This is a genomic window from Saccharopolyspora gregorii, from assembly GCF_024734405.1.
Classification (GTDB): Bacteria; Actinomycetota; Actinomycetes; order Mycobacteriales; family Pseudonocardiaceae; genus Saccharopolyspora_C; species Saccharopolyspora_C gregorii.
On the sequence record NZ_CP059556.1, the window covers coordinates 3,105,393 to 3,131,161 of the forward strand.

Here is a 25,769-nt window from a genome sequence, read left to right on the forward strand (position 1 = left end):
ATGGTGGCGTGGTGCGGGCACGACCGGTGCCCGCCGCGGCAGGAGGTGCACCAGTGGATCGGGGCAGTGCAGGCGATGCGTCGGCCGCATTCGATTCGCTGCTCAACAGCCTCGTCGAAGGCGGCGGCCAGCAGCACCGCACCGAACACGGCCCCGGCGGCCTCGGCCTGGCCAACCTCCTCGACCCCGAAGCCCACGACGTGGTCTCCAAAGCCATCCACGCCACCGTCGACTGGGGCAGCCGCGAACTCGACAGCACCCACCTGCTGTGGGCGGTCACCCAGGTCGACTCCACCGCCCGCATGCTCGCCGACTCCGGTGTCCGCGTCACCGACCTCGCCACCGGCGTGCGCACCGTCGCCGGCACCGTCGACGCCGTCGCCGGCGGACCGCGCCGCGCCCCCGTGCTCTCGTCCTCCGCGCGCCGCGCCCTGCTCGGCGCCCACCAGCAGGCCCTCGGCGAAGGAGCCGAAGTCGTCGGCGCCCGCCACGTGCTGCTGGGCCTGGCCCACGACCCCGAATCCGTCGCGGGCCGCGCACTGGCCCGCGCCATGGAAGGCGGCGAACGCCCCCGCGGCACCCGCAGCGGCCCCGGCTCGCTGAGCGCCACCCCGCGCCTGGACGAGTTCGGCCTCGACATGACCGAACTCGCCCGCAACGGCGCCTTCGACCCCGTCATCGGCCGCGACGAGGAGATCGACCAGGCCATCGAAGTCCTCGGCCGCCGCGCCAAGAACAACCCGGTGTTCATCGGCGACCCCGGTGTCGGCAAGACCGCCCTGGTCGAAGGGCTCGCCCAGCGCATCGTCGACCACGAGGTGCCCTGGCCCCTGGCCGGCAAGCGCCTCGTGTCCCTGGACCTGGCAGGCATGGTCGCCGGCGCGAAGTTCCGCGGCGAATTCGAACAGCGCTTCCGCGACGTGCTCACCGAACTGCGCACCCACCGCGATGACGTCGTCGTGTTCATCGACGAGATGCACAGCATCGTCGGCGCGGGCGCGGGGGAGGGCTCCATGGATGCGGGCACCATGCTCAAACCCGCCCTCGCCCGCGGCGAACTGCACCTGATCGGCGCCACCACCGTCGAGGAGTACCGCAAGCACGTCGAGAAGGACCCGGCGCTGGAACGCCGCTTCCAACCCGTCCTGGTGCCCGAGCCCTCCGTCGAGGACACCATCCGCGTCCTCGACGGCGTCGCCGAGAAGTACCGCCGCCACCACCGGGTCCGCATCGCCCCCGACGCCCTCGACGCCGCCGCCCGCCTCGCCGATCGCTACCTCACCGACCGGTTCCTGCCGGACAAGGCGTTCGACCTGCTCGACCAGGCATGCTCCCGGGTGCGGATGCGCCGCGGCGGCACCTCCTGGGCCGCCGAACCGCTGGTCGAAGCCGCCGACGTCGCCGACGTCGTCGCCCGCCGCACCGGCATCCCCGTCGCCGAAGTCTCCGACCAGGACCGGCGCCGCCTGCTCGACCTCGAACAACGCCTTACCGAACGCGTCGTCGGCCAGCCCGTCGCGGTGCGCTCCGTGGCCGAAGCCGTCCGCCGTGCCCACGCCGGGCTCGCCGACCCCGACCGGCCCATCGGCAGCTTCCTGTTCCTCGGCCCCACCGGCGTCGGCAAGACCGAACTCGCCCGCGCCCTGTCCCGCGCCCTGTTCGGCGACGCCGACCGCATGGCCCGCTTCGACATGGGCGAGTTCCAGGACAAGCACACCGTCTCCCGCCTCATCGGCGCCCCACCCGGCTACGTCGGCTACGAGGAAGCCGGGCAGCTCACCGAACGCATCCGCCGCCAGCCCTACTCGGTGGTGCTGCTCGACGAAGTCGAAAAAGCCCACCCCGACGTGTTCAACACGCTGCTGCAGGTCCTCGACGCCGGACGCCTCACCGACTCCCAAGGCCGCGCCGTCGACTTCCGCAACACCGTGATCATCATGACCTCCAACATCGGCGCCGACCGCATCCTCGACTCCACCGCACCCGCCGACGAACTCGCCGACGCGCTCCTCGACGACCTGCGCGGGTTCTTCCGCCCCGAATTCCTCAACCGCATCGACGAGGTCACCGTCTTCCAAGCCCTCGGCGACCGCGAACTCGCCGAGATCACCTCCCTGCTGCTGGAACGCACCGCCGCGCAGCTGCGCGAACAAGGCATCCGCATGGAGGTCTCCGCCGCCGCCATGGCCTGGCTGGCCGAACGCGGCGCAGGCGGCGAATTCGGCGCCCGCCCGCTGCGGCGCACCATCCAGCGCCACCTCGACACCCGGCTCGCGTCCCTGCTGCTGGAAGGGTCCCTCACCGACGGGGGAGACGTGCTCGTCGACGTCCTCGGCGGCGAACTGTCCCTGCACGTCTCCGCCGCCCGCCCCGGACCCGCAGGCGGCCGCCACGCCGCACCCGCGCACCGCCGCACCAGCGCCCCCGCCTGACCTGATCGTTTGGCCCGCACCCCGCCCGGGTAGCCCCGCGGAGACCGGTGATCCTCCACCACCCGGGAGGCAGCGATGCCGCAGACGCTGGCGCACAAGCTCATCACCGCCCACCTCACCGACGGCGAACCCACCCCGGGAACCGAGATCGGCCTGCGCGTCGACCAGACCCTCACCCAGGACGCCACCGGCACCCTCGTCATGCAGGAACTCGAAGCGTTCGGGCTGCGCCGCGCCCGCACCGAGCTCAGCGCCCAGTACGTCGACCACAACCTCCTGCAAACCGACGAGAAGAACGCCGAAGACCACGCCTACCTGCGCACCGCCGCCGCCCACTACGGGCTCTGGTACTCCCCACCCGGCAATGGCGTCTCCCACCCCACCCACATGCAGCGCTTCGGCGCCCCCGGCAAAACCCTCGCCGGATCCGACTCCCACACCTGCGCCGCCGGATCCCTGGGCATGCTCGCCATCGGCGTCGGCGGCCTCGAAGTCGCCCTCGCCATCACCGGCGCACCACTGCGCCTCCGGATGCCGCACGTGTGGGGAGTGCACCTGGACGGGCGGCTACCGCCGTGGGTGTCGGCCAAGGACGTCGTGCTCGAAATGCTGCGCCGCCACGGCGTCGCCGGCGGCGCCGGGCGCATCATCGAATACCACGGGCCCGGCCTCGCCGAACTCACCGCCATGGACCGGCACGTCATCGCCAACATGGGCGCCGAACTCGGCGCCACCACCACCGTGTTCCCTGCCGACGACGCCGTCCACGACTTCCTGCGCGCCGAAGACCGCGAAGCCGACTTCACTCCGCTGGCCGCCGACCCCGGCGCCGACTACGACCTCACCGAACACATCGACCTGTCCACCCTCGAACCGCTGATCGCCCGGCCCCGCTCACCCGGCAACGTCGTGCCCGTCCGCGAAGCCGCCGGAACCGACATCGGCCAAGTCGTCATCGGCTCCTCCGCCAACCCCGGCCTGCGCGACTTCGCCATCGCCGCCGACATGGTCCGCGGCCGCCGCACCGCCCCGCAGGTCAGCTTCGACATCAACCCCACCTCCCGGCAGATCCTCACCGACCTCGCCGCCACCGGAGACCTCGCCGCACTCGTCACCGCAGGCGCCCGCCTGCACCAGACCGGCTGCCTCGGCTGCATCGGCATGGGACAAGCACCCGCCGAAGGCACCCACTCGCTGCGCACCTTCCCCCGCAACTTCCCCGGCCGCTCCGGCACCCCCGACGACTCGGTGTGGCTGTGCTCCCCGGAGACCGCCACCGCCGCCGCCCTCACCGGCCGCATCACCGACCCCCGCGACCTCGCCGACGACCTCGACCTGCACCCGCGGCCCCGGCTGCCGCAGCGCTCCGCCGTCAACACCGCCATGCTCGTCGCCCCACCACCGGCCGACGACGCCGAACGCATCCGGCCGGAGAAGGGCCCCAACATCTCCGCGCTCCCGGAGTTCACCGCCCTGCCCGACCACCTCGACGCCCCCGTGCTGCTGATCACCGGCGACGACGTCTCCACCGACGAGATCTCCCCGGCAGGAGCCCACGCCCTGCCGCTGCGCTCCAACATCCCCGAACTCGCCCGCTTCACCTTCACCCGCCTCGACCCCGACTACCCGCGCCGCGCCGCCGACACCGGGCCGCACATCGTCATCGGCGGCGACAACTACGGGCAGGGCTCCTCCCGCGAACACGCCGCCATCACCCCCCGCTACCTCGGCGTGCAGCTGGTCATCGCGAAGTCCTTCGCCCGCATCCACTGGCAGAACCTGGTCAACTTCGGGATCCTGCCGCTGCGCTTCACCGACCCCGACGACCACGACCGCATCGACCTCGGCGACGTCCTGACCGCCGACGGCCTGCGCGACCGGCTCCGCACCGGCGGGCCCCTCACCCTCCGCAACACCACGAAGAGTCGCGACATCACCGCCGAACCTCACCTGTCCGAACGACAAACCGAAGCCGTCCTCGCCGGAGGCATCATCCCGCTGTCGGCCAACTCCCCTTAAGTCTTCGCACGATGGTGGCCAGCCTTGTTTCGGTCGGACTAGCGCTCCTACGGTGGGGAAACAGCGGTCGAGCACCTGGCCATGACGTCCCTGGCCCACATCGGAACCGCAGCGCCGCACCCGGGCACAGCCACCGAGATCACCGGTGGCCACCGCAACGCGCCGCCGCCACCGACACGCCCGGACCAGCCACCCCGGCCGCGAACAGCATTCGAACACGGGGGAGGCAGTGTGATTCTCGCGAACACCGGCAACAGCGACCGCACCGCGCACCAGCGGCACGCCCCGGTCGGACTCGAACCGCAACGCACGATTACGCCGCCCCGCGACGCCGGAGAACCCGTCAGCGGCACCCCCGGCCACCCCCGCACCCTGCGGCTGGCCGTGCACCGGCCCGACCCCGGCGTCGTCGTCGTCCACGTCGGCGGCGAGATCGACCTCGCCGCCGCACCCCGCCTCGGCGAAATGGTCCGCCAACGCCTCACCGCCGCCGCCCTGCGCGCCGTCGTCCTCGACCTCACCGACGTCACCTTCTGCAGCTCCGCCGGGCTCGAACTGCTCCTGCACGCCCAACGGCGCGCCGAATGCCGCCGCACCCCGCTCTACGTCGTGTTCGGCACCGGAGCCGTGCTGCGGCTGATCACCCTCACCGGCCTCGCCGACCGGTTCACCAGCCGCGCCACCACCGCCCACGCCATCGCCGACATCCGCCGCCACCACCTCTGACGCCGACCGCGGCACCTCACCCCGCGCGGCACATCGCCACCCGCGGCCAGTGCGGGAACGCCGCCTGCTCGGCCGCATGCCTCGCCGCCAGCCCCGGCGACATCGCCCCAGGCGGCACCTCCCGGAAACCCAGGCGCGCGTAGTACGGGGCGTTCCACGGCACCAGCCGGAACGTCGTCAACGTCAACGCCGCACACCCGAACCGCACGGCCCGCGCACCCGCGTGCGCCAGCAGCGCGGCACCGATGCGCTGCCGCGCACACCACGGATCCACGCTCACCTGCGCCACGTGCAACGCCCCGTCCAACCGCTCGGCGGCCAGGAACGCCACCGGGCCGGCCACTTCCACCGCCACCCACAACGCGCCGCGATCCCGGAACCCCTCCAGCACCCGCACCGGCATCGGCGGATCCAACGCCACCCGATCCATCCCCACCTCCCGGAAGCACGCACCCGACCGGCGCTCCACCTCCGGCAACGCCGCCAGATCGGCGGCCTCCGCGACACGAACCAGCACCACCCCAGCATCACCACCGGCCACCCGCGGCGGCAACCGAATTGCCGAACCGACCGCGGCGCCGCCCCCCACCGCGGCGAACGCCCACCGCACAGGCCCGCGACAGGGCAGACTGACCCCGTGACCGGATCAGTGGAAGATCAGGTGGCGCAGCGGCCGATCGCATCCGCGCCCAACATCGCCGACCCGCCGAGCCTGGTGGAACTGGCGGCCGGAACCCTCCGGCACATGATCATCAGCGGCGGATTGCGCTGCGGCGACCGCATCGTGGAGAACCGCCTCACCCACGAGATGGGCATCAGCCGCCCACCCCTGCGCGAAGCGCTGCGCGTGCTCGAACACGAAGGACTCGTGCGCCAGCTGCCCCGCAAGGGCGTCATCGTCACCCCGCTGACCCTGCACGACATCTACGAGATCGTCACCCTGCGCCGCGAACTCGAACGCTTCGCCGTCCGCCACGGCGTCCCGGTGCGCGAACCCGCCCGGCTCCGCCGCTGCCGCACCGCCCTGGACGCCCTCGCCGCCACCACCGGCGACCCCGCCCTGTTCGCCGAACGATCCCTGCACCTGCGCCTGGCCGTGGTGGGACTCGCCGGCAACGAACGCCTGGAGGACACCTGCCGCAACCTCGGCCTCCAGCTGATGCTCGCGCTCACCCTCACCCACCGCGTCGCACCCGCCCCCGACTTCGCCGCGCAACGGCGCCTGGTCGAGGCCATCGCCGACGGCGATGCCGATACGGTGCTGACGGAACTGGCCCGCACCACCGACCCCCGCACCTTCGACGGCGTCGAAGCGGTCGTCGACGGCCATTCCCACGACGCGGTGCAATGGCTGCGCCGCGAACGCGCCGACCCGGAGGACCCGTGAACGCCCCAGCCGAGACCGCCCGCACCATCACCATCGACGAGCACACCCCGCAGCTGGACGAGGGCGCCTGGGCCGCACCCGGCGCCACCCTCATCGGCCGCGTGCACCTGCACGCCGACGCCAGCATCTGGTACGGGGCGGTGCTGCGCGGCGACAACGAGGACATCACCGTCGGCGAAGGCAGCAACGTCCAGGACGGCTGCGTGCTCCACGCCGACCCCGGGTTCCCGGCCACCGTCGGCCGCGGCGTCACCGTCGGGCACCGCGCCGTGCTGCACGGCTGCACCGTCGGCGACCACTGCCTGATCGGCATGGGCGCCGTCGTCCTCAACGGCGCCGCCATCGGGGAGGGCTCGCTGATCGCGGCCGGAGCCGTCGTGCTCGAAGGCACCGAGGTCCCGCCCGGCTCCCTGGTCGCCGGCACCCCCGCGAAGGTCCGCCGCGAACTCACCGAAGACGAACGCGCCCGCCTGCGGCTGTCCGCGGAGGTCTACGTCGCCAACGCCGGACGCCACCGCGACGCCCTGACCGGCTGACGCCGCCCGCGCGCGGGCAGGGGAGGGGAGCGGTACCACCGGAACCGGCCCCGAACGTGCGAAATGCCGTGGCCCCGTCCGAAGTGGACGGGAGCCACGGCATCTTCAGCAAGCCTGCGTGGGTCGCGAGGTCTCACTTGATGTGGCGTTGACCGTGCTCGCCGGAGCACCGCGCACGCGGTGGGCGCCGGTCCGCGACCCGGTGGGGCGCCACGTTCAGCCGTAGTGACCGGGGCTGACGAACAGAGCCTCAGCTCTGACCGCGACGGGCGGCCGAGCTCACGACCTGCGAGTGGGGGTGTCGCATCACGGTGCGAGCCCGTCCCATCTCCCGTGCCATGTCACCCAGCCAACGAACCAGACCTGCCATCTCGGCATCCCTTCACGCGTAGTGGTCCAGCCGCCACCACCCGCCCCGTGCCCCGCGAACTGGTGCGCCCCGGGTGAGCAAGTGGTGCCACCCCCGTAGTCGTCACTGGTGAACGTCGTGTTTCACCCCGAAAGTAACGAACAGGTAACGAACGCTGGTGCGGGTGGATTCACCCCACAACACCCGTATGAAACGTTTCACCACGCACCAGCCGCACCCGGACCATCACGCAGGGCGACTCCCCACCGCATCCCGCACTTCTTCCACCATCGACATCCCCGACTCCCGCGCACAATGCGCACAGCAGAAGAACCGGCCGCTCACCTCCACCCCGTGCCCCAAGATCCGGCACCCGCAGTGCTCGCACTGCGGCGCCAACCGCTGCGCCGCGCACTCGAACGAATCGAACACGTGCACCCCGCCACCCGACGTGCGCACCTCGAAACTCATCCAGTACTCGTTCCCGCACACCTCGCACGTACCCATCACCACGTCGCCTCCACGATCATCGGGGACCGCGCGCCACACCGGCACGCCCTGCGAAAGGCCCCAGCATGCGAGGCCCCGCGCACCCCGGCAACCGCCATGACCTGCACGAGCGATCACCCAGCCCGGTTCGGCGGCACCCACCCCCACCAGCGATGTGCCACGATGATCGACGCTCAGCAGTGGTCTGCACCAACCCGCTCCGAACGAGGGGACACCACATGCACGACGACCGCGCCGCAGTGGAAAAACGCCTCGACCGCATCCTCGCCGAACGACTCCGGCCCGCCGTGCACACCCGCACCCACCCCCTCGACATCGCCGCCTGGCACGTCCCCGGCGAACCCGTCCCCGCACACCGAGCCCTCCACGCCCGCTACACCCCCGTCCACATCGGACATGAATGGGGACCCGCCTGGGGCACCACCTGGTTCCGCCTCACCGGCACCCTCCCCGAAACCTGGGCCGACCAACCCGTCGAAGCCGTCATCGACCTCGGCTTCGACCTCGACCGCCCCGGATTCCACTGCGAAGGCCTCGCCCACACCGACACCGGCACCCCCATCAAAGGCCTCAACCCCCGCAACACCCACCTGCCCGTCCACACCCCACCCGGACAACCCCTCACCTGGTACGTCGAAGCCGCCGCCAACCCCCTCATCCTCGGCGACAACGGCTACCGACCCACCCACCTCGGCGACCCACCACCCTGGCTCGACGGCGGCACCACCACCGGCACACCCCTCTACCGCCTCACCCGCGCCGACCTCGCCCTCCGCGACCTCACCGTCCACGAACTCGTCCACGACACCGAAGTCCTCGCCCAACTCATGCACGAACTCCCCACCGACTCACCCCGCCGCCACGACATCCTCCGCGCCCTCGAACGCATGCTCGACCGCCTCGACCTCCACGACATCCACACCACCGCACCCGCCGCCCGCCACGAACTCACCACCGCACTCCACCGCCCCGCCCACACCACCACCCACCGCATCAGCGCCACCGGCCACGCCCACATCGACTCCGCCTGGCTCTGGCCCCAACGCGAAACCATCCGCAAAGTCGCCCGCACCGTCGCCAACGTCACCGAACTCATGACCCGCGACCCCGCCTTCACCTTCGCCATGTCCCAAGCCCAACAACTCGCCTGGCTCAAACAACACCACCCCGACCTCTTCGACCGCGTCCGCGAACACGTCCGCACCGGCCAATTCGTCCCCGTCGGCGGCATGTGGGTCGAATCCGACACCAACCTGCCCGGCTCCGAAGCCCTCGCCCGCCAATTCCTCCACGGCAAACGCTTCTACCTCGACGAATTCGGCATCGACACCCAAGAGGTCTGGCTACCCGACTCCTTCGGCTACAGCGCCGCCCTGCCCCAACTCGTCCGCCACTCCGGATCCCGCTGGTTCCTCACCCAGAAGATCTCCTGGAACCAGACCAACAAATTCCCCCACCACACCTTCTGGTGGGAAGGCATCGACGGCACCCGCGTCTTCACCCACTTCCCACCCGTCGACACCTACAACGCCGAACTCACCGGCGCCGAACTCGCCCACGCCAGCCGCAACTTCACCGAACACGGCCACGCCACCCGATCCCTCGTGCCCTACGGCCACGGCGACGGCGGCGGCGGACCCACCCGCGACATGCTCGCCCGCGCCCACCGCCTCGCCGACCTCGAAGGCTCACCCACCGTCGAACTCCACTCACCAGCCGAATTCTTCACCGCCGCCGAAGCCGACCACCGCGACCCCGCCGTCTGGTCCGGCGAGCTCTACCTCGAATTCCACCGCGGCACCTACACCTCCCAAGCCCGCACCAAACAAGGCAACCGCCGCAGCGAACACCTCCTGCGCGAAGCCGAACTCTGGTGCACCACCGCCCACACCACCCTCGGCCACGACTACCCCCACGACACCCTCGACCGCCTGTGGAAAACCGTGCTCCTGCACCAGTTCCACGACATCCTGCCCGGATCCTCCATCGCCTGGGTCCACCGCGAAGCCGAACAGACCTACCAGCACGTCACCGCCGAACTCCACGAACTCATCGACCACGCCCAACGCGCCCTCGCCGGCACCGGACCCGGCACCACCACCTTCAACGCCACACCCCACCACCACGACGGCATCCCCGCCCTCGGCGCCGGAACCCCCACCACACCCGCCGCCACCACCGCCACCGAACACTTCGACGGCACCACCACCCTCGACAACGGCCGCATCCGCGCCACCATCGACCAACGCGGCCTGCTCACCTCAGTGCTCGACCTCGACACCGGCCGCGAAGCCCTCGCCCCCGGACAACCCGGCAACCTCCTCCAACTCCACCCCGACCACCCCAACGCCTGGGACGCCTGGGACCTCGACGAGTTCTACCGCCACCAAGGCCACGACCTCACCGACACCGACCGCACCACCCTCGACGGCACCACCCTCACCGTCCACCGCACCTTCGGGAACTCCACCCTCGTCCAACGACTCCACCTCCACGGCCACACCCTCCACATCGACACCGACATCGACTGGCGCGAAACCGAAAAGATCCTCAAAGCCGCCTTCCCCCTCGACGTCCACGCCGACCGCTCCACCGCCGAAACCCAGTTCGGCCACATCCACCGACCCACCCACACCAACACCACGTGGGACGCCGCCAAGTTCGAGATCTGCGCCCACCGCTGGCTCCACCTCGGCGAACACCACTACGGCCACGCCCTCATCAACGACTCCACCTACGGCCACGACGTCACCCGCCACACCCGCCCCGACGGCGGCACCACCACCACCGCCCGCCTCTCCCTGCTGCGCGCCCCCCGATTCCCCGACCCCCACACCGACCACGGACACCACCACCTGCGCTACGCCCTCGTCGTCGGCGCCGACATCGGCGACGCCATCCGCGAGGGATACCGCCTCAACCTCCCCCCGCGCACCGTCCCCGGCGGCAACGCCGTCCCACCCCTGATCACCCTCGACAACCCCGACGTCATCGTCGAAGCCCTCAAACCCGCCGAAGACCGCAGCGGCGACCTCATCGTCCGCCTCTACGAATCCCGCGGCGGCCGCGCCACCACCACCCTCACCCCGCACTTCCCCCACACCGCGATCACCCGAACCGACCTGCTCGAACGCCCCACCGGCGAACCCCGGCACCACCCCGAACCCATCACCCTGCGCCCCTTCGAAATCCGCACCCTCCGCATCACCCGAACCGGTGCCGAGACCAGGGGAGCGGACCCGGACCCGACCCGGTGAAACCCGCGGCGCGCCGGGGTGAACACCACCCGGACCCGGTGATCGCCGCGCGCCCCACCACCACGCGCTCCGCATCATGGCCGCAGAGCCCGCACCGACCGCACACCGCGCCGGACGGCTCACCGGACCGCGTCCCCCGGGACGCGGACGAAAAAGGGGGTCGGTCGAGCCGCCACACCGGCTCGACCGACCCCCGAAACGCGCCACCGCGCACGACTCTCGCGGGTGATCCGCACACCCCGCCATGGGTACCGTCGAACGATCGAACGAACGACGACGGAGGTACGCCCCGTGCTCGTGGCAGCCACCGGCGCACCAGGCGCCACGAGCCGCGCAGTGCTCGACACCCACCCGAACCACCACGCCCAGGCATGACCCCCGCACACCGCGTCACACCCGGCCCCCTGCCGCGTCCCCACCCGAGCGGGCCGACAACCGGCACCGCACGCCGAACGGCAGAACGGGCGGTACCCGCGTACCGCGGTGGGGGACGACCATGAACCGGTTCGCCGAGTTCCTGCGACGACAGATCGACATCGACCTGGAACTGCTGCGCTGGGTGCGCGAAGACGTCGAAGCGGGCAACGCCAAACCCTGCGGCGGCACCGTCTTCCGCGGCTTCCGCGAATGCGAGCTCAAGACCAGGCTGCTGCGCCAGCACCAGCTCTGCGGCTCCGGCACCGGACCCTGCGACCGGCTCGGCGAGGCCTACCCGCCCGAAGACGAACGCGGCTGCGCCACCCGAGCCCTGCTCGGCCTGCCCTACGCCGACCGGCCCGGCTACCGCGCCCGCTGGCGCCCCTGACCGCCCTCAGGACGTCAACAACCGCCAGCCCCGCGCCGCCAGCAGCACCGTCGCCAACAACCCCGCCAGCAGGAAACCCGCCACCTCACCGAGCACCATGCACAACAACGCCGCCACCACCGCGACGCAGCCCAGCACGACCCGCACCCCGGGCCGCGACCGGCCGGGCAGCTCCGCGCGCCGCAACCGGTCGGCGAAATCGGGGTCCTGCAGAACCAGACCCTTCTCGATTTCCGCGATGCGGCGGCGTTCGTGCCTGGGCAGCATGACCTCGACCTCCCTGGAGTGGACCGACAACCGGCTACCCGCGAGAACGAGATCCCTACACCCCGCAGCCGCAGGTCACGGCCGCCGCGCCCGCACCAGCCACGCCGCCGACTCGAACAGCACGCCCCGCTCGGACTCGTGCTCGGTGAGCAGCGCCAGCAGCCGCGCCTCCGCCCGCTCCCGCTGCGCCGCCTCCAGCCCGGCCAGCAACCCGGAGAACTGCCCGGTGACGAACCGGAACGCGTCCGCGGCGTCCCGGCCGAAGTACATCCGCTCCCGCAGCCCGTCCAGCCGCACCCGCTCGAAACCCGCCGACTCCAGCAACGCCCGCACCACCGCCGGCTCGCTCATCGACAGCGGACCCGGCCCGTCCACCGGCGGCGCGCCCTCGCGCCCACCGGAGAGCACCGAGCGGAACCCGCCCATCCACGGGTTGTGCTCCGCCGGCTGCCAGGTCAGCAGCGCCAGCCCACCGCCCGGCGCCAACGCCCGCCCGAGGTGGGTGAACGCGTCGCGGGGCGCGCCGAAGAACATCGCCCCGTGCCTGCTCAGCACCAGGTCGACGGTGGGGAAGGGGTGCACCTGCGCGTCAGCCCGCTCGAACGACGCGTTCGCCACCCCCTCCCGCTGCGCCAGCACCCGGGCCAGGTCCACCAGCGGCGCCGACAGGTCGACCCCGTGCGCCCAGCCCGCCGCCGCGCGCCGCGCCGCGTCCCGGGTGACCTTTCCGCTGCCGCAGCCGACGTCGAGCACCTGCGCGGCCGGGCTGATCTCGGCCGCGTCCAGGAACCGCTCGTGGTAGGCGGCGACGCCCTCGTCGAAGCGCTCGGCGCGCTCCGCCCAGAACTCGCCCTGATCACCGTCCCACGCCCGGGACTGGGCCGTGTTCGACGGGGCGATCGCGATCTCGGACTGCTCGGCCATGTGCTTCCCCCAGCGGTGCGGTGAACGGTGCGTGCGGGGAGGGGAGTCTATGGGGTAGGGGGACGCGGGATGATCGGGACGGAGATGGCGGAGTCGGCCGTCGCAGGGGCCGCGAAGATCGGCTGGTCCCGCGGTGGGGAGCGGTGTTCGGCGCGGAGCGTTCGCGGTGTCGCGGTAGCGGAGTGGTGGCGGCGCGATCTCGAAGTCGATCAACGGGGTTGTTTGGTGGATAACGTTGATTATCCACCAAATGGAGAAGGGGGCGGGGGCCCGACCACGGGGGACCCCGGTTGCTCCGGGCCGCTCCCGCGCGATGGCGAAGTCGGCGTGCTCGCCGGTTCGGTGCACGTCGTGCGGAACCTTCGCGGCCGCCGCCGGCGCGTCCGCCGATCCGGCCCGGAGTACGACGACCCGGACTCGTGGGGCTTGATCATCCGAGGCCTGTGGATCTTGCTCGCGCGGCGGGTCCTTCGGTCACCTGGCCCCACGCGACCCGCAGCCACCCCGCAAAGCGTCACTGTGACGTTTTGCGGCGGACGGAGACCCGGTATGGGATGCCGTCGGGGATGGTTCGTTCGTGCCGTGGCGGCGAGCCGGCCGCCGCGCAGCCGGGACGCCGCCGCCAGGTGTCGTGTCGGGCACCGCGCCGCGAGCCGCCGAACGTCACCTCGCCGAACCGCCGAACGTCATCGCGCCGTCGAGCCACCACGGCGCCCGTCGGCGAACGCAGGCCCGACACACGCCCGCATCGCACACCCGGCCGCCGACCCCTCCCGACTCGGATCACCCGAGGTCACCGAAGTGCCGATAATCTACATTATGTCAAGTAACGGAGATCCGACCTCCTCCGACCGCTCCCCGCGGCCGCACGAACGCTCCGCACACCACCGAGCCAGCACCCCGCCCGCACGGCACGCCGCACCACCGCCGGCACCGGCAACCATCGGCTCAGCCTCGGCGTCGGGACGAGCCAGCCACGTCGTACCCGCCGGTCACCGCACCACCTGTCGCCTGTCGGTCCCCACCGGTAGGCAGTCCCCATGCCGATGACGTTGACCGGGATCGAACACGCGTTCCGCTGTTTCTGGGGTGCCGACACCTGCGCCCCCGAAGACCTCCCCAAGTGGTCGCCGCGGAACCCCGCGCGCGGCCAGTGCGGGGTGACCGCGCTGGTGCTGCAGGACTTCCTCGGCGGTGAGCTGCTGCGCGGCGAAGTCCTCGTCGCCGGTGCGCGGGTCGACTTCCACTGGTGGAACCTGCTCGGTTCGGTGGAGGTGGATCTGACCCGGGAGCAGTTCGCCCCCGAGGAGGTCGTCGGGCCGGGTGAGGTGGTCGTCCGCGGCCCGCTGCGGCGGATGCAGGCGGAGTACGAGCTGTTGCGCGAGCGGGTGCGGACGCACCTCTCCCCCGTCGGCTGAGCGCTAGCGCCGCAGTGCCGACGGTCGTGACTGCGGGTGCAGCCGGTAGAGCACGTCCATGTAGCGGGCGGGGAAGAGCCGAGCGAGCAGGTCCGGGACGACGGCCGAGGACGCGATGAGCACGCGGCGCTTGCGGCGGTGGACGCCGTCGAGGATCTGGGCGGCGGCCTTGTCGGCCGGGTAGGACAGCAGCTTCGCGTAGTTCGCCCTCCCCCGGGCCAGCTGTTGTTCGTCGACGCCGCTGGCGACGCGGGCGGATTCGGCGATGCGGGTGCGGATGCCGCCGGGGTGCACGGTGGTGACGCCGATGCCTTGTTCGGCGAGTTCGTGGCGGAGGGCGTCGCTGAAGCCGCGCAGTGCGAACTTGCTCGCGGCGTAGGCGGATTGGCCGGGTGGCGCGATGAGGCCGTAGAGGCTGGAGACGTTGACGATGTGCGCGCCTTCGCCGAGCCGGGGCAGCAGCAGCCGGGTGAGGGTGACGGGTGCGCGGAAGTTGATGTCGATGACCCAGTCGAACTCGTCGCCGGTGAGCTGGTCGAAGGTTCCGCCGAGGGCGACTCCGGCGTTGTTGATCAGCAGGGTGATGTGGGGTGCTGCGGTGGTGATGCGCTGGGCCAGGTCGTCGAGGGCCGGTGTGTCGGCGAGGTCGGCGACGTGGGTGTGCACGGTGCGGTCCGGGTGGGTGCCGCGGAGGGTGTCGGCGACGGTGGTGAGGCGGGCTTCGTCGCGGTCGATGAGGACGAGATCGCTGCCGCGGGCGGCGAGCTGGTGGGCCATCTGTTCGCCCATGCCGCTGGCGGCGCCGGTGAGGACGGCGGTGCCGCCGGTGAAGCGGTAGCGGTCGAGGGTGGGCATGCGTCTCCTTGCTCAGCGTCGTGGTGATCGAGTGTGGGTGGCCGTAGGCGTGGTGGCTTGACCTTGCGCGACGTTCTCGTGACTTCGTGCGACACGGCGCATGTCGCTGGGGGTGGTGTGCCACCAGCGTCGGCAGCAGCGGCTGAGCGCGGATTGTTCGGAGAGGCCGAGCAGGGCGGCGATCCGGCCGAGGGGCAGGTCGGTGCTCGTGAGGTAGCGGTGGGCGGCGTGGCGGCGGGCGTCGTCGAGGAGTGCGGCGAAGGTGGTGCCTTCGTCGCGGAGCCGGCGTTGCAGGGTGCGGGGGTGCAGGTTGATGAGGTGGGCGATGGCGCCGATCTCGGGTGGTGTGGTGCCGAGGGCTTGGGTGAGGACGCTGCGGACGCGGGTGGTGAGGTCGGCGCTCTCCCCCGGTGTGCGTTCGGCGAGGTAGGCGAGGGCGAGTTGGCGGACGCGTTCGTCGGCGCCGGTGAGCGGTCGGGTGGTGAGGCTGCGGGGCAGGCGGAGCAGTGCGGCGGGGGCGCCGGTGGTGATGGGGGCGCCGAAGAACTCTTCGTAGACGTGCAGTGGTGCGGCGGGTGTGTGGGGCAGTTCGGCGGTGCGGAGTCCGTAGCGGCCTGCGGCGAGGAAGGTGATGGCGCGGTGCAGGAAGCCGAGTCCGAGGTCGATGGCTTGGCTGGAGGTGGGGGCGCCGGGTGGGAGTTCGTAGCGGAGGGCGGCGATGCCGGGTGTGCCGCGGGGGTCGTCGTCGAGGGTGATGGTGAGGGCGCGGGCGTGGACGAACAGGTAGCGGGTGGCGCATTCGAGTGCGTCGCCGATGGTGGGTGAGTTGCGGATGGCGAGGGCGAGGGGGCCGAGCATGCCGAGGTCCTGGCGGGCGGCGATGCGGAGTCCGAGGTCGGGTCGGTGCAGGTCGGCGGCCGCGGTTTCGAGGGTGGTGACGAGGGCGCGTTCGGGGACGAGGAGGTCGTCGGTGTCGAGTGCGGCGGTGGGCAGGCCTGCGGTGCGGGCGTAGTGCTCTGCGTCGCCGCCGAGTTCGGCGACGGTGGCGCGGAAGCCGCGCAGGCCTGCGGAGCGGATCACCGTCATGTCGTCGAGGGTCAAGGAGTTGTCGTGTGGCGTCAAGATCGGGTCGGGGTGGGTGCGGAGACTGGGGGCATGTCGGAGTCTGCGGTGGATGTCGAGCACGTCGATGTGGTGGTCGTGGGTGCCGGGTTGTCCGGTGTCGGGGCGGCGTACCGGGTGAAGTCGGAGTGCCCTGGTCGTTCGTTGGCGGTGCTGGAGGCGCGGGACGTCTCGGGTGGGACGTGGGATCTGTTCCGGTATCCGGGGGTGCGGTCGGATTCGGACATGGCGACGTTGGGGTATCCGTTCCGGCCGTGGCGGGGGTCGCGGCCGTTGGCGGATGGTGCGTCGATCTTGGAGTACGTGCGGGCGACGGCTGCGGAGTTCGGGATCGAGGGGTTGATCCGGTACCGGACGAAGGTGGTGGCCGCGGAGTGGTCGAGCGCGGAGTCGCGGTGGACGTTGCGGCTGGCGGTGCGGGGTGCGGACGGCGGGGTGTCGGAGCGGGTGTTGACGTGCGGGTTCTTGTACTCGTGCGCGGGTTATTACGACTACGAGCGTGGTCATGAGCCGGTTTTCCCGGGTGTGGAGTCGTTCGGTGGTGAGTTGGTGCATCCGCAGTTCTGGCCGGAGGGCTTGGATCATGCGGGCAAGCGGGTGGTGGTGATCGGTAGTGGTGCGACGGCGGTGACGTTGGTTCCGGCGATGGCGCGGGAGGCGGCGCGGGTGACGATGTTGCAGCGGTCGCCGACGTGGATCAGTCCGGTTCCGGGGCGGGACCGGAAGGCGGAGCGGTTGCGGGCGTGGTTGCCGGAGCGGGTGGCGAGCCGGTTGGTGCGGTGGAAGAACATCGCGTTCTCGACGGCGTTCTTCCAGTTCTGCCAGCGTTTTCCGCGGGCGGCGCGGGGGTTGTTGACGCGGGTGAGCGCGCGGGCGTTGCGGGATGAGGCGGCGGTGCGGGAGCACTTCACGCCGTCGTACGACCCGTGGGACCAGCGGTTGTGCGCGGTGCCGGACGGGGATCTGTTCGGTGCGGTCCGGGAGGGGCGGGCCGAGGTGGTGACGGATCACGTGGAGTCGTTCGTGCCGGAGGGGGTCCGGTTGCGGTCGGGTCGGGTGTTGGCGGCGGATGTGGTGGTGTCGGCGACGGGGTTGCGGTTGTTGGCGTTCGGGGGGATTTCGTTGCGGGTGGACGGTCGTGCGGTGGAGTTGTCGGAGGAGTTCGTGTGGCGTGGGGCGATGGTGTCGGGGGTGCCGAACTTCGCGGTGTGCATCGGGTACACGAACGCGTCGTGGACGTTGCGGGCTGATCTGTCGTCGCGGTTGGTGTGCCGGGTGTTGGGGTTGATGGGTCGGCGGGGTTGGTCGGCGGTGGTGCCGGTGCCGGGTCGGGGGTTGCGGGCGCGGCCGTTGCTGGATCTGGCGTCGGGGTATGTGCAGCGGTCGATCGGCGCGTTCCCGCGGCAGGGTGATCGGGGTTCGTGGCGGGTGCGGCAGAACTACCCGTTGGATGCGGTGGCGACGTTGCGGGGTGGCTTGGCGCGGGAGTTGGTGCCGGTGCCGGTGTCGGGGGTCCGCTCCCCTGCTGTCACGGGGAGTTGAGCAGGGCGCGTTCGGTGCGGGTGGTGAGTCCGGCGAGCCGGGTGCGGCGGTCTCGGAGGGCCCGCTGCGGGATCGTGCCGGGTCGGCGGGCTGAACGCGCCGCCGGTGATCGGCGTGGTGGGGCTGCTCCCGCACTGCGGCGGCCTCGACGAACTCCTGGACGTAGGTGGACGGGAACGGCCCTCGGGCGGCTTCTGCTGCGATACGCCCGCGAAGCCGGTGCGAGTGGTCTCAGCAGCCGCTGCCACCGTCGCCGTTGCGGGCGTCACCGCGGCCCTCGCCGTCGAGGTCGCCGCTGACGTCGCCTCCGTCGAATCCGCGGCCGTGCACGGAGGTGCTGTGCGTGGAGGGGTGGGCGCCGCCGGCCCCGATGAACGGGGCCGCGGTGTAGCCGCTACCGCGCGGGGCGGGGCGGCGTCGAGCGAGCAGGCCGACCACCACGGCGAGCACGAGCACGAAGAGCGCCACTGCTGAGATCACGACGATCAACCCCCATCGTCTCGGGCTCAGTGCCACCCGCGGGAGCCCGTTTCCGTTTCCAGTCCGAGCGGGCGTGTTCGGACGCTATCAGGTCGACGGCACCGCTGAACCGAGAACAGGTGGGTGACCAGCCTGTTCTTCGGCTGGTCACCCACCCCTGGCATCGGATCGCCGTTGACCTCCGCCGGTCGCCGATCCTGTTCCACCGAGCGTCGATCGTGCGTCCGCTGCATCCCGGTTCGACGGCGCGGATGCCTGCTGCCTGCCGCGAGGAGCTGCCGCTCCCCCGCCGCTGGTGCGGGCGTGCGGTGTCAGCGGCTGGTGAGGATCCGGCTGGCGGTGGTGACGAGTGCGGCGTTGTCGGGGGCGATGTCGCCGTCGGGGAGTTGGAGGGTGTCTTCGAGGCCGATGCGGGTGTCGAGGCCGCGGTGGGCGGCGAGGGTGAGCACGGGCCAGGCGCCGGCGCCGGAGCCGTGCAGCAGGACGGGGCTGCGGGCGGGTCCGATGTGGTCGAGGAGGGTGTCGGCGGTGGTGGCGGCGCCGCGGGTGGTGGGGTCGGTGACTTCGGCGAGGACGCGCAGGACTCGGTCGCGGGTGGGTGCGGTGCGGAACCGGTCGGGTCCGTCGGTGCCGGAGTGCAGGCCTGCTTCGACGGCGATGCCGCGGTCGAGGAGGGCGGCGGCGATGTCGTCGGCGCCGTCTTCGTGCCAGTTCACCGAGGCGTGGTCGGGCAGCACGGTCCAGGAGCGGATGGCGGTGATGCGGTCGCGGGGGTCGGGTGCGGTCCAGGCTCCGGTGGTGATGCCGATGGGGGTTCCGGGTGTGGCGGCGCGGACGGCGAGCAGGGTGGCGGCGAGGATGTGCGGGTCGAGGCTGTCGGTGCCGTCGGGGTGTTTGGGGTGCAGGTGCAGTTCGGTGGCTCCGGCCGCGGTGCAGGCGGCTGCGGCGGTGGCGAGCTGTTCGGGGTGCACGGGCAGGTGGTGGTGCTCGCGGGGGGTGCGGGCGCCGTTGAGGCAGGCCTGGAGCATGTGCCTGATTGTGGCGGTTTCCGGGGGTGCGGGGTATTCGGTGCGCTGGGTCGTTGCCGTGCCGGTGGCGTGTCGTGATCATCGGTGGGGTGGTTAGCGTGGTGGTGTGGTGATGTTGGGTGCTCGGGAGCGGTTGGCGATCGATCGCCGGTTGGCGGGGTGGGATGTGGATTCGGCTCGGGGGCCGTGGACGCGGTGGTTGTTGGAGTCGGTGCGGGATCGGCCTGGGGTGCGGGCGGCGGAGTTGGCCGCGGAGGTGGGTCGTCCGGTGTCGCGGGTGAAGGCGCAGGCGTGGTGGTTGGCGGATCTGGGGTTGGTGGAGCGATCCGGTCAGTCGTACCGGTTGTCGGAGCGGGGCGCGGAGTACGTGGCGGGGCGGGGTGAATGAGTGGTGGCGGGTGGGTGCGTCTGGGGTTCCGCCGCTGACGAGGAACCGACGGAGAACTCGCCGGGCGAGTTCGGGCGCGGGCAGCGAGGTTTCGCTTCCGCCGGGGTCCGCTCCCCTGGCCGGGGCTCTGGGTGATGCGGGTGGGTGCGCGGTTCGGGCCGGGTTGATCCGGCCTGCTCGGGTGGGTGCTGAATCGGTCCGGGCGGGTGCGGGTTGTGATCCGTTGCGGCGGCGCGTGCGGGGCGGCGGGTGCGGGATAGCATCGCGGTCGGTAACCGTCCGGCGAGCAGGAAAGATTCCTCCTATGACCAAAGCGCCCGTCACCGTCACCGTCACCGGTGCCGCTGGCCAGATCGGCTACGCGCTGCTGTTCCGGATCGCTTCCGGGCAGCTCATCGGGGCCGACACTCCGATCAAGCTTCGCTTGCTGGAGATCCCGCAGGCCGTGAAGGCGGCCGAGGGCACCGCGATGGAGCTCGACGACTGCGCGTTCCCGTTGTTGAGCAGCGTGGACGTGTTCGACGATGCGACCGCGGCGTTCCAGGGCACGAACGTGGGCCTGCTCGTGGGTGCGCGGCCGCGCACCAAGGGGATGGAGCGCGGTGATCTGCTGGAGGCCAACGGCGGCATCTTCAAGCCGCAGGGCGAGGCGATCAACGCGGGTGCCGCGGAGGACGTGAAGGTGCTGGTGGTCGGGAACCCGGCGAACACCAATGCGCTGATCGCGCAGTCGCACGCCCCGGACGTGCCTGCGGAGCGGTTCACGGCGATGACGCGGCTGGACCACAACCGCGCGTTGACGCAGCTGGCGCAGAAGCTGGGTACGACGGTCACCGACATCAAGAAGCTCACGATCTGGGGCAACCACTCGGCGACGCAGTACCCGGACCTGTTCCACGCGGAGGTCGGCGGGAAGATCGCGGCCGAGCAGGTGGAGCGGTCGTGGCTGGCGGACGAGTTCATCCCGACGGTGGCCAAGCGCGGTGCGGCGATCATCGAGGCGCGTGGTGCGTCGTCGGCGGCGTCGGCGGCGAACGCGGCGATCGATCACGTGCACACCTGGGTCAACGGGACTCCGGAGGGTGACTGGACTTCGGCGGGTGTGGTGTCGGACGGTTCGTACGGGGTGCCGGAGGGCATCATCTCGTCGTTCCCGGTCACGGCGAAGGACGGCCGGTTCGAGATCGTGCAGGGCTTGGATGTCGACGAGTTCTCGCGGGAGCGCATCGACGCTTCGGTGAACGAGCTGGTCGAGGAGCGCGATGCGGTGCGCGGGCTCGGTTTGATCTGAGCGGTGCGTTGACGGAGGGGCCTCGCCGGGTTGCCGGTGGGGCCCCTCCGTCGTGTTCGGGGCCCCGGTGGCGGCGCGTGCAGGTGCTCGGCGCCGGTGTTCGGGTCGGGCCGTCAGGTGAGGGGTTCGAGGAGGAAGACGGGGATGTCGCGGTCGGTCTTGGCCTGGTAGTCGGCGTATTGGGGGAAGACGTCGACGGCGCGCTGCCACCACGTGGTCTTCTCGGCGCCGGTGAGTTCGCGGGCGCGCATGTCCTGCTTGCGGGTGCCGTCCTGGACTTCGACGTGGGGGTGGTGGCGGAGGTTGTGGTACCAGCGGGGGTGGCGGGTGGAGCCGCCGTAGGAGGCGACGGCGAGGTAGCGGCCGTCGTGTTCGACGCGCATGACCGGTACTTTGCGCAGCGCTCCGCTCGTGCGGCCGCGGTGGGTGATGATGATGATCGGTGCGCCGTGCAGGACGGTGCCTTCGGTGCCGCCGGAGGATTCGACGACGGCGACCTGGTCGCGGACCCACCGGGTGGGGCTGGGTAGGTAGTCACCGGTCAGGGGCATGGGGGTGAGTGTTTCCGAGGGTGTGGGCTCCGGCAACGCGGCGTCGCGGGATGCGCGGGTGCGGGTGGTGGGGTGTCGGGTCCGGGTGGTGTGGTCGCAGCGGGTGCGGGGCGCGGCGGCCGCGCGTCGTTCTTTTGCCGGTGTGGCAATTTTCTTCGCCGGATCGGCGCGGTGTGTGGAGCATCGGCTGCAGAGGAGGGATTTCCCATGGATCTGCAGGATCGCTCTTACGAGATCGTCGTGGTCGGTGGCGGTGCGGCGGGCACGAGTGCGGCGTTGAGCTCCGCGCGGGCCCGCCGCAGCGTGCTGGTCGTCGATGCCGGTGAGCCGCGCAACGCCCCTGCCGAGGGCGTGCACAACTACTTGGGCCGCGAGGGCACCCCGCCGGGTGAGCTGGTGGCGGCCGGGCGTGCCGAAGCGGAGCGCTACGGCGCCGAGTTCAGCACCGGTGAGGTCGTCGCCGCCGAGCGCGCACCGGGCGGTGGGTTCCGGCTCACCCTCGCCGGTGGTGCCGCGGTCGTCGCGGCGCGGTTGGTGGTCGCCACCGGCTTGGTCGACGAGCTGCCGCCGGTGCCGGGGCTGGCGCAGCGGTGGGGCCGGGAGGTGCTGCACTGCCCCTACTGCCACGGCTGGGAGGTCCGCGACCGGCACATCGCCGTGCTCGGGACCGGCCCGATGGCGCTGCACCAGGCGCTGCTGTGGCGGCAGTGGAGCCCGCGGGTCACGTTGCTGCGCCACGCCCTCGATGAGCTCGGCGCCGAGGACCGCGCGAACCTGGACGCCCGCGGTATCACCGTCGTGCCCGGCCCGGTGGAGGGCGTGCGGGTGGAGGAGGACCGGTTCACCGGTGTCGAGGTCGGCGGGCGGCTGCTGGCCTGCGATGCGCTGGTGGTGGCGCCGCTGTTCACCGCTCGTCTCGGTGCCCTGGCCGAGCTGGGGCTGCGCACCGAACCGGTGCGCCGCGGCGATGTGCTGGTCGGTACTCGCCTGCCCGTGGACGCCACCGGTGCGACCGCGGTGCCGGGGGTGTGGGCGGCGGGCAACGTCACGGACTTGACCGGCAACGTCATCGGCGCCGCCGCCGCGGGCGCGAACGTCGCCGCCCAGGTCAACTCGGATCTCGTCGAAGCCGACCTCCGCCGGGCCCGCGCCGATCCGTTCGTCGTGCGGGAACGCGAGGTCGCCGATCTCGTCGCGGGCGAGCGGCGCCACGGGCTGTGAACGACGACGACCACGTGAGGAGCGCCTGATGAGCGATCGCACCGCCGAAGTGCGGCTGTGGGACGAGATGTACAGCGGGGCCGAGCACTACTGGAGCGGCGAGGCCAACACCGCCTTGGTCGAGCAGGTCGCGGACCTGCCGCCGGGCCGGGTGCTCGACCTGGGCTGCGGGGAGGGCGGGGACGCGCTGTGGTTCGCCGGCCGGGGTTGGCAGGTCACCGCGGTGGACCTGTCCCCCGTCGTCCTCGGGCGTGCCCGCGCCCGTTGCGCCGAAGCGGGTCTGGACGGGCGCATCGACTGGCGGGAGGTGGACTTGGCCGTGGACTTCCCGGCGGGCGAGTTCGACCTGGTCTCGGCGCAGTTCCTGCACTCGTGGGGTGAGCTGCCCCGGGAGCGGGTGCTGCGCCGCGCGGCCGAGGCCGTCGCCCCCGGTGGGACCTTGCTCGTCGAAGGGCACTGCGGGTGGCCGGAGTGGGAGCGGAATCCGCATCCGGAGGTGCACTTCCCCACCCCGCAGGAGGTCGTGGATTCCTTGCGGCTCGCCGACGGGCGGTGGGAGGTGCAGGTCTGCGCCGAGCACGAACGCGTCCAGGCCGCACCGGACGGCACCGAGATCACCCGCATCGATTCCACCGTCAAGGTCCGCCGGTTGCGCTGAGCGGTTCCCCGGTGCCCGGTCCGGTCGAGCACCGGGGATCTGCCCCTGGTGGTGCCCGTTCGTCCCTTTCCCGGCGCCACCGGGGGCGGCGACGGTGGGGTGCATCCCGATCACGTCCGTCCAGGGAGGACTCGATGCGTCGTACGCGCGATCAGCGGTCGGCCGCGGCACGGGCTCGGCCGGGGCACCCGTCGGGCCTGGAGGTCGAGAACGATGCGGTCTGCGCCTCGGGCGGGCGGGTGCCGCACGGTGTCGCGGCGTTGCAGCGGGTGGTGGGCAACGCCGCGGTCGCCCGGTTGCTCGGCGACCGGCCGTCCCGCGGTGACGGGACGCCCGTGCAGCGTGCCGTCGTCGATTACGCGGACGCCGAGGAGCCCGTGGTGGTGACGTTGGAACAGATCACGGCCCGTCCGGAGTTCCAGGGCCTGACCGCCGCCCAGCGGGAGGGTCTGGCGGCGAAGGTCGCCTCGGACGACTACTTCGTGCTGCAGGACCTGTTGCGCAGCACCGTGACGGGCGCGGTCAGCGGACCGCATCCTCGCGAGGGGCGTTTCCTGGCCGAATTGGCGAGCAAGCGGAGCAACGTGTTCGCCTACGACCCGGAGATGGCCGAGAGCGCGATCCGGCGCGTGCTGAACGATCAGCTGGTTCCCGAGGGCGCCGTGATGTTGCACGCGGACTCGATCACCTCGTTCGGTGACCACGTGCCCAGGACGGACGTGTTCGTCCCGCATCCGGGGCCGTGGACGATGGCGGCGGCGGGTTCGGATCTCGCCGCGGCCTTGGACCACGTGCTCGGCTCGGGCAGCCGTGCGTTCGTGCTCACCGACAACGAACCCGAGAGCACTTACGCAGCCCACTTGCAGGAGCGGATCGGTCAGATCAACGCCGCTGGGCAGCAGGATCCGGCCTACCGGCCGCTGGCGGTCGCGGTCGAGAAGATCGCCGCTTCCGGGGCGGCAGGCCAGCGGATCGGGTTCGGCGCGGACTCCGACGGGGTCGAGATGGAAGCGGGGCATCGGGGGGATTACCGCCTGCTGCGGATCACCCGGAGCTGACTCGACCGCGGTGGCCCTGCGGGGCTCGTCGTGGTTGAGCACGCGCGCTCGCCCGGGCTGGCGAGAACCCGGTGGTTGTTGTCGATCACGCCACTGCCGGGCGTGCCGGAGGCCGACTAGCTTTCCCTCCGACCCCTCGGAGAGGAAGAGCCCCCAGTGACGAAGTTCCTGCTCAGCGTGCACGTGCTCGCGGCGGTCCTGGCCATCGGCCCGGTCGCCGTCGCGGGCAGCGCATTCCCCCGCTACCTGCGCGCCGCCGCCACCGATCCGAACGCGCCCGCGGTGCTGCGCGCCCTGCACCGGCTGTGCCGGGTGTACGCGCTGCTGGGCATCGTGGTGCCGGTGTTCGGGTTGGCGACGGCGTCGCAGCTGGGGGTGCTCGGTGACGCGTGGCTGATCACCTCGATCGTGCTGACCGCCGGGGCCGCCGCACTGCTGGCCGCGGCGATCCTGCCCGCGCAGCGCCGTGCCCTGGAGCTGGCGGGTGATGCCGAAGCCGTGGACGCCGCGCGGCTGCCGGCGCGGCTGGGCATGAGCACCGGGGTGTTCAACCTGCTGTGGGCCGTCGTGGTCGTGCTCATGATCATCCGGCCTGGTTCGACGACGGGGGCGTGAGCGGGATGCGCGGAGAACTCCGCCTGCTGCGCGCGGCCGCGATCGTCGAAGCGGCCTCGCTGCTGGTGCTGCTGGTCAACCTCGCCACCGTGCACTGGGAGCCGGTCGCCTCGGCCACCGGCCCGATCCACGGCTGCGCCTACCTGCTGGCCATCGCCGCCACCTGGGCCGGCCCGGCACCGACCCGGGCCAGGCTCGTGGCCCTGATCCCCGCCGTCGGCGGCCTCCTCGCCCTCCGCGAAACCCGCCGCACCCCGACGACCTGAGCGGGTGGCCCGCTTGTCCCACCAGATCTGACGAACGTGCCGATCACCGCCGGACGATCAGCGT

At 71.8% G+C, this 25,769-nt stretch carries 24 protein-coding genes; 15 read left to right on the forward strand and 9 right to left on the reverse strand.

Annotation, left to right across the window (positions count from 1 at the left end; translation table 11 throughout):
* The first annotated feature begins 53 nt into the window (after positions 1-53).
* The 3 genes from H1226_RS13345 to H1226_RS13355 all read left to right on the forward strand — a co-directional run bounded on the left by H1226_RS13345 (position 54) and on the right by H1226_RS13355 (position 5,177).
* Positions 54-2,432, forward strand: a complete 2,379-nt coding sequence (locus H1226_RS13345) for an ATP-dependent Clp protease ATP-binding subunit (RefSeq protein WP_258349265.1) — start codon at positions 54-56, stop codon at positions 2,430-2,432.
* Positions 2,433-2,507: 75 nt separating this feature from the next.
* A complete protein-coding gene (locus tag H1226_RS13350; RefSeq protein WP_258349266.1) occupies positions 2,508-4,451 on the forward strand; it encodes an aconitate hydratase in 1,944 nt (647 codons plus the stop codon).
* Between the two features lie 231 nt (positions 4,452-4,682).
* Positions 4,683-5,177, forward strand: coding sequence for an STAS domain-containing protein (locus H1226_RS13355; protein ID WP_225045122.1), 495 nt, complete (start codon positions 4,683-4,685; stop codon positions 5,175-5,177).
* 16 nt (positions 5,178-5,193) lie between these two features.
* On the opposite strand, the gene H1226_RS13360 is transcribed toward H1226_RS13355, so the two are convergent.
* A complete protein-coding gene (locus H1226_RS13360) occupies positions 5,194-5,694 on the reverse strand; it encodes a GNAT family N-acetyltransferase (RefSeq protein ID WP_309148812.1) in 501 nt (166 codons plus the stop codon).
* A 120-nt stretch (positions 5,695-5,814) separates the two neighbouring features.
* Between H1226_RS13360 and H1226_RS13370 the strand changes: the two genes are divergently transcribed.
* Positions 5,815-6,564 carry a GntR family transcriptional regulator gene (locus tag H1226_RS13370; RefSeq protein ID WP_258349267.1) on the forward strand — a complete coding sequence of 250 codons (750 nt, stop codon included), beginning with the start codon at positions 5,815-5,817 and terminating at the stop codon, positions 6,562-6,564.
* Entirely contained in the window at positions 6,561-7,100 is a 540-nt protein-coding gene (locus H1226_RS13375) for a gamma carbonic anhydrase family protein (RefSeq protein ID WP_258349268.1), read from the forward strand. The genes H1226_RS13370 and H1226_RS13375 overlap by 4 nt, the downstream gene beginning before the upstream one ends.
* A gap of 595 nt (positions 7,101-7,695) precedes the next feature.
* On the opposite strand, the gene H1226_RS13380 is transcribed toward H1226_RS13375, so the two are convergent.
* Positions 7,696-7,956 carry a Prokaryotic metallothionein gene (locus H1226_RS13380; RefSeq protein ID WP_224963023.1) on the reverse strand — a complete coding sequence of 87 codons (261 nt, stop codon included), beginning with the start codon at positions 7,954-7,956 and terminating at the stop codon, positions 7,696-7,698.
* A gap of 221 nt (positions 7,957-8,177) precedes the next feature.
* Between H1226_RS13380 and H1226_RS13385 the strand changes: the two genes are divergently transcribed.
* Positions 8,178-11,216, forward strand: coding sequence for an alpha-mannosidase (locus H1226_RS13385; RefSeq protein ID WP_258349269.1), 3,039 nt, complete (start codon positions 8,178-8,180; stop codon positions 11,214-11,216).
* Between the two features lie 496 nt (positions 11,217-11,712).
* On the forward strand, positions 11,713-12,021 hold the full coding sequence (locus H1226_RS13390) for a DUF6221 family protein (protein WP_224963286.1): 309 nt from the start codon (positions 11,713-11,715) through the stop codon (positions 12,019-12,021).
* A 6-nt stretch (positions 12,022-12,027) separates the two neighbouring features.
* On the opposite strand, the gene H1226_RS13395 is transcribed toward H1226_RS13390, so the two are convergent.
* Together H1226_RS13395 and H1226_RS13400 are read right to left on the reverse strand one after the other, a co-directional pair.
* Positions 12,028-12,288, reverse strand: a complete 261-nt coding sequence (locus tag H1226_RS13395) for a DUF3040 domain-containing protein (protein ID WP_224963284.1) — start codon at positions 12,286-12,288, stop codon at positions 12,028-12,030.
* Positions 12,289-12,363: 75 nt separating this feature from the next.
* On the reverse strand, positions 12,364-13,212 hold the full coding sequence (locus H1226_RS13400) for a class I SAM-dependent methyltransferase (RefSeq protein WP_258349270.1): 849 nt from the start codon (positions 13,210-13,212) through the stop codon (positions 12,364-12,366).
* A 1,040-nt stretch (positions 13,213-14,252) separates the two neighbouring features.
* Here H1226_RS13400 and H1226_RS13405 point away from each other — a divergent pair.
* Complete coding sequence (locus H1226_RS13405) at positions 14,253-14,630, forward strand: YunG family protein (protein WP_258349271.1); 378 nt, start codon at positions 14,253-14,255, stop codon at positions 14,628-14,630.
* A gap of 3 nt (positions 14,631-14,633) precedes the next feature.
* Here the strand turns inward: H1226_RS13405 and H1226_RS13410 are convergent, their stop codons facing one another.
* Both H1226_RS13410 and H1226_RS13415 read right to left on the reverse strand, forming a co-directional pair.
* Positions 14,634-15,485 (reverse strand): SDR family NAD(P)-dependent oxidoreductase, encoded by an 852-nt coding sequence (locus tag H1226_RS13410; protein ID WP_258349272.1) that lies wholly within the window; start codon positions 15,483-15,485, stop codon positions 14,634-14,636.
* Positions 15,486-15,497: 12 nt separating this feature from the next.
* Complete coding sequence (locus H1226_RS13415) at positions 15,498-16,571, reverse strand: AraC family transcriptional regulator (protein WP_258349273.1); 1,074 nt, start codon at positions 16,569-16,571, stop codon at positions 15,498-15,500.
* Between the two features lie 69 nt (positions 16,572-16,640).
* Here H1226_RS13415 and H1226_RS13420 point away from each other — a divergent pair, with 69 nt between their 5' ends.
* Positions 16,641-18,149 carry a flavin-containing monooxygenase gene (locus tag H1226_RS13420; protein WP_258349274.1) on the forward strand — a complete coding sequence of 503 codons (1,509 nt, stop codon included), beginning with the start codon at positions 16,641-16,643 and terminating at the stop codon, positions 18,147-18,149.
* Between the two features lie 231 nt (positions 18,150-18,380).
* Here the strand turns inward: H1226_RS13420 and H1226_RS13425 are convergent, their stop codons facing one another.
* Positions 18,381-18,629 (reverse strand): hypothetical protein, encoded by a 249-nt coding sequence (locus H1226_RS13425; protein WP_258349275.1) that lies wholly within the window; start codon positions 18,627-18,629, stop codon positions 18,381-18,383.
* Between the two features lie 311 nt (positions 18,630-18,940).
* On the reverse strand, positions 18,941-19,657 hold the full coding sequence (locus tag H1226_RS13430) for a 3-keto-5-aminohexanoate cleavage protein (protein WP_258349276.1): 717 nt from the start codon (positions 19,655-19,657) through the stop codon (positions 18,941-18,943).
* 692 nt (positions 19,658-20,349) lie between these two features.
* Here H1226_RS13430 and H1226_RS13435 point away from each other — a divergent pair.
* A complete protein-coding gene (locus H1226_RS13435) occupies positions 20,350-21,336 on the forward strand; it encodes a malate dehydrogenase (RefSeq protein ID WP_258349277.1) in 987 nt (328 codons plus the stop codon).
* A 113-nt stretch (positions 21,337-21,449) separates the two neighbouring features.
* Here the strand turns inward: H1226_RS13435 and H1226_RS13440 are convergent, their stop codons facing one another.
* Positions 21,450-21,887: a nitroreductase family deazaflavin-dependent oxidoreductase gene (locus H1226_RS13440; protein WP_258349278.1), complete on the reverse strand. Its 438-nt coding sequence runs from the start codon at positions 21,885-21,887 to the stop codon at positions 21,450-21,452.
* Between the two features lie 207 nt (positions 21,888-22,094).
* Between H1226_RS13440 and H1226_RS13445 the strand changes: the two genes are divergently transcribed.
* The 5 genes from H1226_RS13445 (at position 22,095) to H1226_RS13465 (ending at position 25,705) form a co-directional block, all read left to right on the forward strand.
* Complete coding sequence (locus tag H1226_RS13445) at positions 22,095-23,108, forward strand: NAD(P)/FAD-dependent oxidoreductase (RefSeq protein WP_258349279.1); 1,014 nt, start codon at positions 22,095-22,097, stop codon at positions 23,106-23,108.
* Positions 23,109-23,136: 28 nt separating this feature from the next.
* Complete coding sequence (locus H1226_RS13450) at positions 23,137-23,766, forward strand: SAM-dependent methyltransferase (protein ID WP_258349280.1); 630 nt, start codon at positions 23,137-23,139, stop codon at positions 23,764-23,766.
* 134 nt (positions 23,767-23,900) lie between these two features.
* Positions 23,901-24,824 carry a hypothetical protein gene (locus H1226_RS13455; RefSeq protein WP_258349281.1) on the forward strand — a complete coding sequence of 308 codons (924 nt, stop codon included), beginning with the start codon at positions 23,901-23,903 and terminating at the stop codon, positions 24,822-24,824.
* A 156-nt stretch (positions 24,825-24,980) separates the two neighbouring features.
* Positions 24,981-25,439: a hypothetical protein gene (locus H1226_RS13460; protein ID WP_225045140.1), complete on the forward strand. Its 459-nt coding sequence runs from the start codon at positions 24,981-24,983 to the stop codon at positions 25,437-25,439.
* 5 nt (positions 25,440-25,444) lie between these two features.
* On the forward strand, positions 25,445-25,705 hold the full coding sequence (locus H1226_RS13465) for a DUF3817 domain-containing protein (protein WP_258349408.1): 261 nt from the start codon (positions 25,445-25,447) through the stop codon (positions 25,703-25,705).
* The last annotated feature ends 64 nt before the right edge of the window (positions 25,706-25,769 follow it).

What these genes read in the sequence shown, in the direction of transcription:
- H1226_RS13445 (WP_258349279.1), top strand. Translation starts at nt 22,095, where the DNA reads ATGGATCTGCAGGATCGCTCTTACGAGATCGTCGTGGTCGGTGGCGGT.
- H1226_RS13405 (WP_258349271.1), top strand. Translation starts at nt 14,253, where the DNA reads ATGCCGATGACGTTGACCGGGATCGAACACGCGTTCCGCTGTTTCTGG.
- H1226_RS13450 (WP_258349280.1), top strand. Translation starts at nt 23,137, where the DNA reads ATGAGCGATCGCACCGCCGAAGTGCGGCTGTGGGACGAGATGTACAGC.
- H1226_RS13385 (WP_258349269.1), top strand. Translation starts at nt 8,178, where the DNA reads ATGCACGACGACCGCGCCGCAGTGGAAAAACGCCTCGACCGCATCCTC.
- H1226_RS13350 (WP_258349266.1), top strand. Translation starts at nt 2,508, where the DNA reads ATGCCGCAGACGCTGGCGCACAAGCTCATCACCGCCCACCTCACCGAC.
- H1226_RS13380 (WP_224963023.1), bottom strand. Translation starts at nt 7,956, where the DNA reads ATGGGTACGTGCGAGGTGTGCGGGAACGAGTACTGGATGAGTTTCGAG.
- H1226_RS13400 (WP_258349270.1), bottom strand. Translation starts at nt 13,212, where the DNA reads ATGGCCGAGCAGTCCGAGATCGCGATCGCCCCGTCGAACACGGCCCAG.
- H1226_RS13395 (WP_224963284.1), bottom strand. Translation starts at nt 12,288, where the DNA reads ATGCTGCCCAGGCACGAACGCCGCCGCATCGCGGAAATCGAGAAGGGT.
- H1226_RS13435 (WP_258349277.1), top strand. Translation starts at nt 20,350, where the DNA reads ATGACCAAAGCGCCCGTCACCGTCACCGTCACCGGTGCCGCTGGCCAG.
- H1226_RS13465 (WP_258349408.1), top strand. Translation starts at nt 25,445, where the DNA reads ATGCGCGGAGAACTCCGCCTGCTGCGCGCGGCCGCGATCGTCGAAGCG.
- H1226_RS13455 (WP_258349281.1), top strand. Translation starts at nt 23,901, where the DNA reads ATGCGTCGTACGCGCGATCAGCGGTCGGCCGCGGCACGGGCTCGGCCG.
- H1226_RS13390 (WP_224963286.1), top strand. Translation starts at nt 11,713, where the DNA reads ATGAACCGGTTCGCCGAGTTCCTGCGACGACAGATCGACATCGACCTG.
- H1226_RS13415 (WP_258349273.1), bottom strand. Translation starts at nt 16,571, where the DNA reads ATGACGGTGATCCGCTCCGCAGGCCTGCGCGGCTTCCGCGCCACCGTC.
- H1226_RS13420 (WP_258349274.1), top strand. Translation starts at nt 16,641, where the DNA reads ATGTCGGAGTCTGCGGTGGATGTCGAGCACGTCGATGTGGTGGTCGTG.
- H1226_RS13410 (WP_258349272.1), bottom strand. Translation starts at nt 15,485, where the DNA reads ATGCCCACCCTCGACCGCTACCGCTTCACCGGCGGCACCGCCGTCCTC.
- H1226_RS13440 (WP_258349278.1), bottom strand. Translation starts at nt 21,887, where the DNA reads ATGCCCCTGACCGGTGACTACCTACCCAGCCCCACCCGGTGGGTCCGC.
- H1226_RS13430 (WP_258349276.1), bottom strand. Translation starts at nt 19,657, where the DNA reads ATGCTCCAGGCCTGCCTCAACGGCGCCCGCACCCCCCGCGAGCACCAC.